The following is an 11870-nucleotide window of genomic DNA, read 5'->3' as shown; positions in this document are numbered from 1 at the left end:
TGAAAATAATAGTTCCGCTAAATATACATTATTAGTAAGGAATTATCGAATTTAAGCGGTTTTTACATCTTTTGGAGCGTCAGGTCTGCTGTTTACAGTAAATATAACTGCGTGGTACAAAACCACGATAAACGGAATAGAAATGAACATCCAGTGTCCCGCGAATTTAAATAAATATGTGAACAAAACTGCAAGAGCAATTATTGATAACACAGCGTAGAGCAGAATATTCTTTTTAGCGTAAGCTAATACCAAAATTAGCACTGCAATTATTCCCGATGCCATAAATGAAATAACGAACACCCACAGAAAGCTGTCAAAAAAACTGTCAATGTTTTCTGATACTCCTTCAATTTTGATAAAGAACGAAAGCACAAACTTTAACGCCAGTATATAGACCGGTATCTGGAGGTAGATGAGGATTTTTCGTAATAAATTCAGGCGATTAGATGAATTCATAATTAGTTAATAAATTGGAACACGGACGACACTGATGAAGCGGATCTGCACGGATTTAAACTGATAAATCAAGCGATCTCATTTTCTGTTTCTTCGCATTTGTCATGCCCGCGCATGCGGACATCCAGACGATAAATAAAAAAAATAGATCCTGGAAATGAAAAAATCCCATAAGTAGATGAAGCATTTCTTTCTACAAGATAATTCTGTTTCATAGCTACTGGCAATATACTTAAATCTAACTCTGGATACCCGCATTCGCGGGTATGACGAGCGGGACACAATAAAAACCAGAAGCTGCTGTCACTTATTCAGTTTTTTACTGTAAATCTCTTTCAAAAGATCAAAGTCAGCAGAATCACTAAATTCTTTCCCGCCTATTTCAAAATATAAATCTTTCCAACCTGGATTCGATTTTTCAATCAATTGTAACTTCCAGTCACGATTCCATTTTTTTATTTGTTTTTCTCTATTTATTGCTGTATATGCATCATCCGTAGTTTCAAAATAAACCAGTTTGTTAAGATCATATATATGAGAAAAACCCTTGTTGAATTTATGCTTATGAATATATATCCTTAACAGCAGATCATTGGTCATTCCGGTATACAAAGTCCCGTTTCTTTTATTGGTAATGATATATATGTAATAGGTTTTTTGCACCAAATATTAATGTAATCCTATCATGCCTGCGCAGGCGGGCATCCAGACGATAAATTATGAAGAATAATAGATCCGGGAAATGAAAAAAACCTATATGTAGCTGAAGCATTTCTTTCTACAAGATTATTTTGTTTCATAACTACTGGCAGTTTACAAAAATCTACCTCTGGATACCCGCATTCGCGGGTATGACAAGCGGTGAAGTAATGATTCAATTCGACGTCTATTCTTTTCCCTCGCTTTTCTGCTTTCTGAAATAATAATACAGTGGTATACCTATTGCAACAAGCAGCATGCCGAACACAGCATTGCGGACATTGTACCAGATGCTGAATCCGACAAAGAACGCTGAAAATAGCACAAAGAAAGCCGGCAGTACCGGGTAACCGAAAGCTTTGTAAGGACGCTCCGCATTTGGCATCTTTTTGCGCAGCACAAACACGCCGTATGCGCCCATTCCGTAGAATATCCATGAAACAAATATAAGCATATCGGTCAACTGGTCGAATGTACCCGTCATAGTGATCAAGCTGGCCCAAATTCCCTGTATAATTATTGAAGTACCCGGGGTTTTATATTTATGATGCACGTCTTCAAGCTTCTTAAAGAACAGGCCATCTTTAGCCATTGCGTAATATACTCTGGCACTTACCAGTATTGTGCCGTTTGTGGTACCAAATGTAGAAATCAGAACGGCAATTGCCACAAACGCGCCGCCCCACTCCCCCACTGAGCGTTTCATAACATCAGCGGCAAGGAAGGATGAATCCTTCATCACATCAGCCGGCAGAACGTAGAAATACGCCAGATTTACAAGCAGGTAAACAAGAATTACAAAAGACATACCGAATATCATAGCTTTGGGAATGTTGCGCTGAGCGTCTTTTACTTCACCTCCAAGGTATGTGATGTTATTCCACCCGTCATAAGCCCAAAAAGCTCCGCTGAGTGCGAGAACGATACCCCCAAGCAGACTGCCTGATGGAAACTGGAAGGCTGAATTTACAAAGGGCGAAAAGTTCGCAACTGAACCCGCGCCTGCCGTTAATGCCAGCACAACAATGAATGCTATGGCAACATTTTTCAGTACAGTAAAAACATTCTGCACAATGCCGCCGAAGGCAACACCGAAGAAATTCACAGTTGAAAGGAACATTATAAGAGCGATGGTAAGCATCTTTAATCCAATATCCTTAAGCGGGTAAAGATCAAGTATTACCTGCTCACCCCATTTGAGTGAGAATCCCCATGCTTCCCATTCCGGGGAGAGGTGGGGTGTTGGGAAAAAGTATTCAAAATATCCGCTGAATACATATGCAATTGAGGCTATAGAGCCGGTCTGTATTACTGCAAATATTGCCCAGCCATAAAGATAGGCGGTAAAGTTACCGTACATTTCACGGAAGTACACATACTGTCCCCCGGCTCGCGGCAGGATGCCTGCAACTTCAGCGTTGGTTAAGGCCCCGATGAGACTGATAATACCTGCGATCAGCCAAATTGCCAGAATAATTCCCGGCGCGCCCAGCTCCCCGGACATCGATGCGGATTTCTTGAAAATTCCCGAGCCGATCATAGAGCCAATTACGATAGTAACGGCAGTAAACAAGCCGAGTTTTCTGACTAAAGAATGCTTTTGTTCCATTTTAGTGCAATTATTTTAACCCTGCAAAATACAAATGTTTAATTTTAATAGCAATTTTGATATATTCCCACAAAGAATTAAGTAATAATTTGCAATTTCTGATCGAATGGCTGTATAAACCTGAAACAAAAGGCTAAATTTTTCCTGAAACAAATTGTAAAATCGGCGGTTGGATAATTGTATTTAAATAAGCAAATGATTAATTTTACAAAAATAAATTAATAGAAAAAGAATAAATTAAACAATATAGAAGGAAACAACAAAATGGGTAATGCATTAGAAATAATCCAGTTTTTTGATGAATCAGGCAAAGAGCTTGTTCACCGTGAACCGCAAGCAGGTTCAACAGATATTAAAATGGGTGCGCAGCTTATTGTGCAGGATTCCCAGACAGCGGTATTTTACAAAGACGGAAAAGCGCTTGATGTTTTCGGCGCAGGCCGCCACACATTAACAACGGCAAATATCCCGTTCTTAACAAAGCTGCTTTCACTGCCTTTCGGGTTTAACTCACCGTTCCAGGCACAGGTGTATTATGTATCAATGAAGAAGTTCATTGATCTTAAATGGGGAACCAAATCACCTATTAACTTCCGTGATACTGAATTATCATTCGTACAGTTAAGGGCTTCGGGTAAATTCTCTATGAGAGTTAAAGATCCCCAGCTTTTTATTAACGAAATAGTTGGTACACAGGGTAAATATACCACCAATGAAATTGAAGACTACTTAAGGGATTCAATTGTATCAAGGCTGAACACTGTACTTGGCAAGAACCTGAAAACAGTATTTGACCTTGGGCAGTACTACCCGCAGATAGAAACAGGCATAAAAGCTGAAGTTACAGATTTCTTCAATTCAATGGGTATAGAGCTTACCGATCTTATTATAGTCGGAATAGTTCCGCCGGATGAAGTACAGGAAAAGATCAACGAAAGAAGCTCAATGGGCGCGATCGGAAACCTGGACAACTATATGAAGTTCAAAACAGCTATGGCTATGGAAAAAGCTGCTGAGAATGAAGGTTCAGGCGGAGCAGCAGGCATTGGTGTAGGTCTTGGCGCCGGTATGACAATGGCTAATATGATGATGGGTTCTATGAATCAGCAGCAGCCGCAAAACCAGCAGCAGCAGCAGAACAATCCACCTGTTCAGCAGTCACAGGATGACGTGCTTGCAACCATAGAAAAGCTTGCAAAGCTGAAGGATGCAGGTGCACTGACACAGGAAGAATTTGACGCTAAGAAAAAAGACCTGCTTTCAAAATTATAAAATATGAATTCTGAGTCCCGCTGAAAACGAAGTTTGAGGCGGGGCGAAGGATCTCATAGCATTGAAAATCATCTATTCTGAATTAGTGCTTTCACTTAGGGGCTGAAGCCCCGGATATTTTTTGGTACTTTTAACCACGACCTGAAGTTCGTGGTAATTAAGATTTTTTATTAATGTTTTAAGTTAATAGCGAAGAGACTCTTCGCTTGAACTCAGAGTTGAAAAATGCAAATAAAATGTACACAATGCGGGGCTGATGTTACTGTACAACAGGATGAAACTTTTATAGAATGTCCGTTTTGTGCATCGGCTTTATTCTTAGATAAAAGAAAAGTAGTTTTCCATTACCTTATCCATTCAAACTTCAAACCAAACGAGGCAGAAGGCAATTTAAAACGCTGGATGTCAGGTAACCATACCGTAAAAGATCTTGACCAGAAGGCGCAGATAGTTAAAAGCGAGTTTTATTACTTCCCTGTCTGGTATTTTAAGACCAAGGACGGCTCAGGCGATAAGATTTTCCTTCAGCCTGCTGCAAGCACATCAGTATCTGAAATTAAAAAGCTTCAGATCCCTGCCGGTGCTTTGAAGTTCTATGATAAAAACGTACACAATGCCCATGAAATAGTTAAGCCTGATGTGCTTTATGATTCAGCACAGGCATGGCTGCAGGGTTCAGGCGTAAGCCTTGATATAGTAAAGGAAGCTGCGCTGGTACATATACCATTCTACCAGTTCTATTATAATTTCGGCGGGCAAAGCTATACGGCGCTTGTTGAAGCTTCTTCAGGGCAGGTGTATTCCAACATTTACCCGGCAAAAAGCGAAGCTCCGTTCAGGATACTCTTCGGCTTAAGTATAGCAGCATTTGTCATAACCAGCATTATATGTTATGTGCTGGGTTTTGTGCTGAATGACAGCATGGAAGAAGCATTACTTACTGCAGAATTCTTTAAGATCTTTGCATTCGGGCTTGTATCGGTACCATTGATAGTAATGGCATACGTGATAGCGAAGAAAGTATAAACTAATAAACAATTAGCAATTAACAATTTTCAATTAATAAAAATTGGCTGAAAAAGTATTAAAAGGAATAACGTGTCCCGCCTGTGCAGGCGAGCTTGATCTGAGAGAAGGGGTAAAAACCTTTAACTGCAAGTATTGCGGCACACTGCTTTTAACAAAAGGAGTGGACGGCGTTGTAAAATATTACGTTCCCCGTAAAGTACAGCGTAATATAGCTATACAGAATATGTTCAACTGGCTTGGAAAAGGGCTTGCAAAAGCGCGCGGGTTAAAGAACCAGGCTAAGCTTGATGATGCATTCCTTGTTTACATTCCCTACTGGCGTGTAAGGGCTGATGTTATCGGCTGGGTATTCGGCAAAGAACGCCGCACACAAACAGTAAACGGAAGAACAACCACATATTACGTTGATGTTGAGCGTAAAATTCAGAAGCCGTTTGACAGGACTTTTGCGGCATGCGATGTTGCTGAGCTTGGCGTGCGCAAGGTAAACCTTGCAGGCGATGAAATGCGTCCTATAAATTTTGAGGAGCTTCAGTCAGAAGGAATGCTCTTCAATATTATTTCATCAGAACGTGAAGTTACCGATATTGCAAAGGAACAGTTCGTAAGCGAAGCTGTGAATTCAGTTAAAGTTGACCAGATAACATTTCAGCATAACGATCTTGTAAGGCCGAATGTTTCGATAGTATACTACCCTCTTTGGGTTGTGAGGTATATTTTCAAGGGCAGAACTTACCAGGTAGTTGTTGACGGTGAAGACGGCACGATCTGTTACGGTAAAGCGCCGGGCAATAATCTATACCGCGCAGTTGCGGGAATTTTCGGAACAGCAGTGGGTTCATACCTTGTTACTTTCTTCGGTATTTTCGGGATAGTAGGTGATAGTGACAGCGCAGAAGCTGCGCTGGTGGTTTACGCATTTTCGCTGATATTCGGTATAATTATTATGATGTGGGGATATAAGAAGTTCAGGTATGGCGGTGAAATTGAAGAAGGTACGGGTATTGTTGCTCCGCCAAAGAAAGGCTTCTTTGGCAGCAAAAGCACCAATACGGTAAAAAGTATGGCTTCAGGCATTAATGCTGTTGATGTAGCAAGCATTGCTTCGAGCTTTTTGAGGAGATAGCTTCAAACCCTGAGCGATATGACTTACTTCGCGAACGCGAAGGAAGTTAGCGAAGGGTCTTATCAATTTTAAACGATATTTTAAATAGTAATAAATAATAATTGTGGGTCTCCGAATGGGATCCTTCTTGCCTACACTAAAGTTTCGGCAGGCAAGCGCACTTTTCAGGATTGAATATCATGGAAGATTTTAAATTAATAGCTGTAAAATGCAAATCATGTGACAGCGGTTTAACCGTCGAAATGAATGACAGCATTGTGTATTGCTCAAGCTGCGGAAACGGCTGGGAAATAATTAATGATGAGCTGGTTCCGATAGAAGTGAACTTTGCCGCTCCCCTTGTTAAAGGAGATGGCGAAATGGTTTACAAAGGGTTCTGGCTTGTTGACGCATTTGTTAAGATACATTCACGTGACTCATCCGGCGGATGGATATCGAACCTTTTCGGCGGCGGAAATAAAACAGAAGGCGACGTAAAGTTCTACGTACCCGCATTCTGGATGCCGATAGAATCCGCTAAGGAAATAGGCGTAAATTATACATTAAAGAACGCGGTTCCTTCACCGCAGAAGTATAATGTAAAGCTTACAGGCTTCAATTTTTCAAAGGAAGACGCGAAAAAAATAGCGGAGTTCCTATTCCTTTCAATAGAAGCAGAGAAAAGCGATACAGTAAGGAATATCAATTACGATATTAACGTAAAAAGCTACCAGGTACTTGGCGTACCGTTCTACAAACAGCCTAACGGCAGGCTGAAAGATGCTGTTTTAGGGATTGAGGTGGCTTAGGGAGAGAATAGTCTACGGTTTAAAAATTCAATTTTTCCGTAATGTTATCAAATATCCTGTTATACGTTTTAGCCACTTATTCTACAACTGTTTTTATTTTATCCAGGAAACCTGACACAATTTCTTTTTCCGTTATTTGTTATACTTATTATGTAACATTATTATTCTTTTCAGTATTATTCGTATTAATTTGTATAACTATTTATCCCTATTTACAAAACATCTACAAACAATATCCCTACAAATACTTTAAAATTGCTGTTATAATTTTATTCTCAATTCATTCTTTAAGTTATTCTTTTTTTGCACTATCAAATTTACTACTAAACTAAGATGGACAAAAACTCCTTTATTTATAAAATAATATCAATTCCTACATTTTTATTTTTAATTTATATTGTTGTATTTATTACAAGGCTAATGCTTGGTGAAGGATATAATATTTTTGCACCTTACGCTGATACTAAAATGGCTACTGAGTATTCACCCGATAAATTTGACTCGGTTAAGCAAGGAATGCATATGACAGAAGTACAAAGAATTATTGGTAAACCCTTGTCTGACGAATATGATACATATACTTTATCAACAAAACATAACTATACAAGTGACGGAAAGCTGTTATTTAAATCAAATAGTTTTTGGATTCCAACAGATCTGGCTTGGTACTATTCTGAAGTATATTACAATAAAGATAGTGTAGTTATCAATATTCTGAAAGGCTGGAGATTTGATTAGCATTTTGGGTTCATTTTATCGATAATTTTTGAGTTGCACTATAGTGCAACTTTGATTATATTTACAATTGATGAATGATAAGATCAGAACTATTTATTTTTATAAGAGCTATTTTACTGATTTTTTAAGTAAACAAAGCAATAAAGTAAAAGATAAGATAATTTGGACACTTAAGCTAATTGAATCACAAAGATCTATTCCGGAAGAATATTTTAAGCACCTTACAAATACTGATGGATTGTATGAAATTAGAGTAAAGCAAAGCAGCAACATATACCGCATATTTTGTTTTTTTGACAAAGGTAACTTAATTATTGTAACAAGCGGTTTTCAGAAGAAAACGCAAAAAACTCCGAAATCAGAAATTGAAAAAGCATTAAAGATAAAAAAAGAATATGAAACAGAAAAATAAACTAAAATCACTGGACCAGCATATAGAAGAACAATACGGCAAAAGAGGGACAGCAAAACGTGACAAATTTGAGAAGAGTTATGAATCCTTTCGGCTTGGAATTATACTGCAGCAAGCAAGACTTAAAAAAGGTTTGACCCAGGGCGAGCTTGCCGATAAAATAGGAACAACAAAATCATATATTTCAAAAATTGAAAACGATGTTAAAGAAGTTAGGATTTCAACTCTAATGAAAATTGTCGAAAAGGGCTTAGGCGGGAAACTGAATCTTTCAGTTTCGTTATAACAACAGCCAAACAACCACATATGACTAAAAACAGATTAGAAGCATTCAGTGACGGTGTACTTGCGATAATTATCACAATTATGGTACTTGAGCTTAAGGTACCTCATGGTACAACATTAAACGATCTTGCGCCGATCTATCCATACTTTTTAAGTTATGTACTCAGCTTTATTTATATCGGGATATACTGGAATAACCACCATCATATGCTTCATACTGTTAAGCATGTATCAGGCGGTATTTTGTGGGCAAACATGCACCTGTTATTCTGGCTCAGCCTGGTTCCGTTCACAACAGGCTGGATGGCAGAGAACCATTTTGCCCCGTTAACATTGACATTATATGGTATTGACCTGTTAATGGCTGCGATAGCTTATTTTATACTTCAAAGCATGATACTGAAGCTTCACGGAAACGAATCATTGCTTAAAAAAGCTATTGGCAATGATATCAAAGGCAAAGCGTCACCGATCCTGTATATTGCAGGAATAATCCTTTCTTTTTTTGATATAAGCCAGTGGGCTGCGGGGGGATTATATGTACTTGTCGCGCTGATATGGCTAATTCCCGATAAAAGGATAGAAAAGACAATTTACGGCATCAAAGAAAAGTCATAATTTTTAATATACAGGGAACAAAACACCTTTAAGCTCACTATAACCCTTAATATCAATTAAATTCCCCAAAAAATGAGAAAAATCAATTTAATCTTAGTTTTATTAGCGCTGTACACTTTCACAGCTTGCGCACAGGAAAAATCACCTTTTGTAAGCTTTGACGATTACGAAAAATTGATGGCTGATGTCAAAGAGCACAGAATGGAAAGGCTTTTATCTGTAGAAGATTTTGTAAAAATGTCAGAACAGGAAAATGTGATAATACTGGATGCGAGATCAAACACTATGTATAACAGCAAACATGTTAATGGAGCAGTTAATCTTAATTTTTCAGATTTTACACAGGAAACACTGGTGGAGATAATTCCTTCTTTTGATACCAAGATCCTGATATATTGTAATAATAATTTTTCTGACGATGAAAAGTATTTCCCGACCAAGATGTCAATTCCGGTTAATTTCGATATAAAAGGCGGCGGAGATAAGGGAATTACTTTAGCACTGAATATACCAACATATCTAAATCTTTATGGATATGGGTATAAGAATGTTTATGAGCTGAATGAAATTTTAAGTGTGAGCGACCCAAGGATTAAGTTTGAAGGAACATCTGTTAAGTAAAGTACTATTGTTTCCCAAACTGGAGTTTGGGAAACATAGTTATCAAAGAATTGCGAAACATATATTAGTCCAGTTAGTAAAAGTATCACATAGATTTTCGTCTGGATGCCCGCCTTCGCGGGCATGACAGCTTAGATGCTTCCCAAACTATTGTTTGGGAAGCATTTTTTTTATTACTTTATTGAAACGTTAAATGTTACTGTTTTAGCAGGAGCGTCTTTTTCCCATGACCTTGCGTAATAGAATAAAAGCTTAACTGAACCGGGAGCGACTGCCTTTAAATGCCATACTTCAGCTCCGCCCTGCCCAGTTGTTGAGCCTTCGGGCAGATCATAATCCATGCCCGCAATTACAACCTGCGCGTTATCGCTTACCATACCTACTGACCATGAATAGCCTGTTGACTGATTTGATTCAAGTGAAATTGTGAAGTTTTCACCAACTGATGCTGCGATCTCAGAATTGGTTTCGGTGTAAGTTTTTTCCTGTGAGTAGGAAATAACCGCGGCAAGCAAAAGTACTAATGCTGCTGCTGAGTTTATTATTTTTTTCATGCTGTTTAAATTAAATTATTGAATTACCCCAAGTCAATGTAATATTACTGAAAAGCTGTTAAATGAGCTGGAAAGCTGAATTCCAGCCCTATCTCCTCCATAAACTGCAGTGCAGCTATAAGCTGCAGCTTAACGCGGGCATCTATATCGAAGCCGCGGTATGTTTCAACAGTATATGATTTAATATTGAACTTTGAAACAAAATTATCGAGCGAGCTGTGATCGCGGTATGAATAATAATGGGTATGGAATTGGTAATCACCTTCCGGGATGCGTTTATTCATATTATCAACTGATCTTACCAAAAGTTCTTCGAACGGCTGCAGGCATGATATTACGATCTGGCCATAAGCTTTTTCCGGGTCAGTTAACGCTTTAGGTGACCATTTGGTCCTTGCCTCATGCAGATTTATAATAAGATCAGGCTTCACTGAATCTACCATCCACATGAACTCATATGCCAGCCTGTACTCAAAAAGCTCGGCGGTAATATCACCCGGAAATGCATGGTTAAAATCAAAATTAACCTGTCTTGTATTCTGCTGGCAAGCTTTAATATTTGTACGCGGAATGACAATAAGCGTGCCTGAATAAAGATTGAGATATTTTACTATGGAATCACACGCCATATAAGAAGCAATTTCATCTCCGTGAATTCCGCCATCGAGCATCATTACGGGTCCGGATTTTTTGCCTTTGAAGATAAAAAATGGTGTTTCGTATTCATCATTTAAGCCAAAGTAATCCTGCCTTATATAAGTATATTGCCCCGGTACATTATTGGAAGAAGTATCGCTGAATGCGAAAACATTTCCGCACCAGGTAATAATAATTAAAGCTGATAATATTATTTTTTTATAGTTCACTAAATTAATACACTGTAATGTTAACAGTTCTTGTTTTCTTGGCAAGAAAATCCCCTTTTTTTACATAATTCAATGTAATAATTGTTTTACCCTTTTTCAATCCTTTAAATTTGATAAGAAGGGTATCAGCGGATGAATTATTTTCACCCGAAAGCTTTTCCCTGCTCTCATATTTAGCAATTGTTGGATCGCTGTTAGCAGATATATTCCAGTCATACCCGGCTTTTGTATCCGCAGGCATTTTTACAACGGAATACTCACCAACCCCCATAGAAATATTTTCACCTTTGTAATTTTCAATTTCCTTTAATCCGGAACATGACAATATAAATACGGCAGTTGCGATAATAAGATGTAATAAAAATATTTTCTTCATACCCGTTGATAATTTCAATATACTTTTATTGTAATAGTTTTTGTTTTTTTAGGAACCATATCACCCTGTTTGATATACTGTAAGGTCACAGTAGTTTTCCCTTTTTTGAGTCCTTTGAATTTTATTTTCTGAACAGACAAATCAGTGTTTTTTTCACCATAATCAAATTCTTTACCTTCGTATTTCACAATAGAAGGGTCAATTATAGTTGAAACGACCCATTCATAACCCTGGTAAGTATCTGCAGCTATTTCATATTCCTCGGTATCTCCTTTATCAATAAAAAGAAAATCGCTGCTTAAAACAATCCCCGGAAATATTAAAGCAAGGAATAATACAACAAAAAACACTTTCAATTTAATAATTTTCGTCATAATACAGATTAATTTACAATTAAAACAATTTCTGAAAATTCCAA

Annotated in this window: 16 protein-coding genes; 9 read left to right on the top strand and 7 right to left on the bottom strand. The window is 37.9% G+C overall.

Features of this window, described 5'->3' with window-relative positions; all coding sequences use genetic code 11:
* Nucleotides 1-51: 51 nt before the first annotated feature.
* The 3 genes from J0M37_10130 to J0M37_10120 form a co-directional block, all read right to left on the bottom strand.
* Entirely contained in the window at nucleotides 52-459 is a 408-nt protein-coding gene (locus J0M37_10130) for a hypothetical protein (protein ID MBN8585443.1), read from the bottom strand.
* 303 nt (nucleotides 460-762) lie between these two features.
* Nucleotides 763-1122, bottom strand: a complete 360-nt coding sequence (locus J0M37_10125) for a GIY-YIG nuclease family protein (GenBank protein MBN8585442.1) — start codon at nucleotides 1120-1122, stop codon at nucleotides 763-765.
* Nucleotides 1123-1345: 223 nt separating this feature from the next.
* Nucleotides 1346-2767, bottom strand: a complete 1422-nt coding sequence (locus J0M37_10120; protein MBN8585441.1) for an amino acid permease — start codon at nucleotides 2765-2767, stop codon at nucleotides 1346-1348.
* 264 nt (nucleotides 2768-3031) lie between these two features.
* Here J0M37_10120 and J0M37_10115 point away from each other — a divergent pair, with 264 nt between their 5' ends.
* From J0M37_10115 to J0M37_10075, 9 genes are all read left to right on the top strand, one after another.
* A complete protein-coding gene (locus J0M37_10115) occupies nucleotides 3032-4039 on the top strand; it encodes an SPFH domain-containing protein (protein ID MBN8585440.1) in 1008 nt (335 codons plus the stop codon).
* Between the two features lie 225 nt (nucleotides 4040-4264).
* The gene (locus J0M37_10110) at nucleotides 4265-5065 is read left to right on the top strand and encodes a hypothetical protein (protein ID MBN8585439.1); all 801 of its coding nucleotides are present in this window, start codon (nucleotides 4265-4267) and stop codon (nucleotides 5063-5065) included.
* Between the two features lie 43 nt (nucleotides 5066-5108).
* The gene (locus J0M37_10105; GenBank protein ID MBN8585438.1) at nucleotides 5109-6194 is read left to right on the top strand and encodes a phage holin family protein; all 1086 of its coding nucleotides are present in this window, start codon (nucleotides 5109-5111) and stop codon (nucleotides 6192-6194) included.
* A 179-nt stretch (nucleotides 6195-6373) separates the two neighbouring features.
* Complete coding sequence (locus J0M37_10100) at nucleotides 6374-6982, top strand: hypothetical protein (GenBank protein MBN8585437.1); 609 nt, start codon at nucleotides 6374-6376, stop codon at nucleotides 6980-6982.
* Between the two features lie 333 nt (nucleotides 6983-7315).
* The gene (locus tag J0M37_10095) at nucleotides 7316-7720 is read left to right on the top strand and encodes a hypothetical protein (GenBank protein MBN8585436.1); all 405 of its coding nucleotides are present in this window, start codon (nucleotides 7316-7318) and stop codon (nucleotides 7718-7720) included.
* Nucleotides 7721-7790: 70 nt separating this feature from the next.
* Entirely contained in the window at nucleotides 7791-8132 is a 342-nt protein-coding gene (locus tag J0M37_10090; GenBank protein MBN8585435.1) for a type II toxin-antitoxin system RelE/ParE family toxin, read from the top strand.
* Nucleotides 8116-8418, top strand: a complete 303-nt coding sequence (locus J0M37_10085; protein ID MBN8585434.1) for a helix-turn-helix transcriptional regulator — start codon at nucleotides 8116-8118, stop codon at nucleotides 8416-8418. The genes J0M37_10090 and J0M37_10085 overlap by 17 nt, the downstream gene beginning before the upstream one ends.
* A 20-nt stretch (nucleotides 8419-8438) precedes the next feature.
* Nucleotides 8439-9035, top strand: a complete 597-nt coding sequence (locus tag J0M37_10080) for a DUF1211 domain-containing protein (GenBank protein ID MBN8585433.1) — start codon at nucleotides 8439-8441, stop codon at nucleotides 9033-9035.
* A 72-nt stretch (nucleotides 9036-9107) separates the two neighbouring features.
* Nucleotides 9108-9656, top strand: coding sequence for a rhodanese-like domain-containing protein (locus tag J0M37_10075; GenBank protein MBN8585432.1), 549 nt, complete (start codon nucleotides 9108-9110; stop codon nucleotides 9654-9656).
* A 173-nt stretch (nucleotides 9657-9829) separates the two neighbouring features.
* On the opposite strand, the gene J0M37_10070 is transcribed toward J0M37_10075, so the two are convergent.
* From J0M37_10070 to J0M37_10055, 4 genes are read right to left on the bottom strand one after another with little or no spacing between them, the layout of a single operon-like run.
* On the bottom strand, nucleotides 9830-10210 hold the full coding sequence (locus J0M37_10070; protein ID MBN8585431.1) for a protease inhibitor I42 family protein: 381 nt from the start codon (nucleotides 10208-10210) through the stop codon (nucleotides 9830-9832).
* Nucleotides 10211-10254: 44 nt separating this feature from the next.
* On the bottom strand, nucleotides 10255-11076 hold the full coding sequence (locus J0M37_10065) for a succinylglutamate desuccinylase/aspartoacylase family protein (GenBank protein ID MBN8585430.1): 822 nt from the start codon (nucleotides 11074-11076) through the stop codon (nucleotides 10255-10257).
* A 4-nt stretch (nucleotides 11077-11080) separates the two neighbouring features.
* Nucleotides 11081-11452 carry a hypothetical protein gene (locus tag J0M37_10060; protein ID MBN8585429.1) on the bottom strand — a complete coding sequence of 124 codons (372 nt, stop codon included), beginning with the start codon at nucleotides 11450-11452 and terminating at the stop codon, nucleotides 11081-11083.
* A 14-nt stretch (nucleotides 11453-11466) separates the two neighbouring features.
* On the bottom strand, nucleotides 11467-11826 hold the full coding sequence (locus tag J0M37_10055; GenBank protein ID MBN8585428.1) for a hypothetical protein: 360 nt from the start codon (nucleotides 11824-11826) through the stop codon (nucleotides 11467-11469).
* Between the last annotated feature and the right edge of the window lie 44 nt (nucleotides 11827-11870).

Source organism: Ignavibacteria bacterium (assembly GCA_017303675.1).
Taxonomy (GTDB): Bacteria; Bacteroidota; Ignavibacteria; order Tepidaquicellales; family OLB5; genus OLB5.
This window is presented reverse-complemented; position numbering and strand designations above follow the sequence as displayed.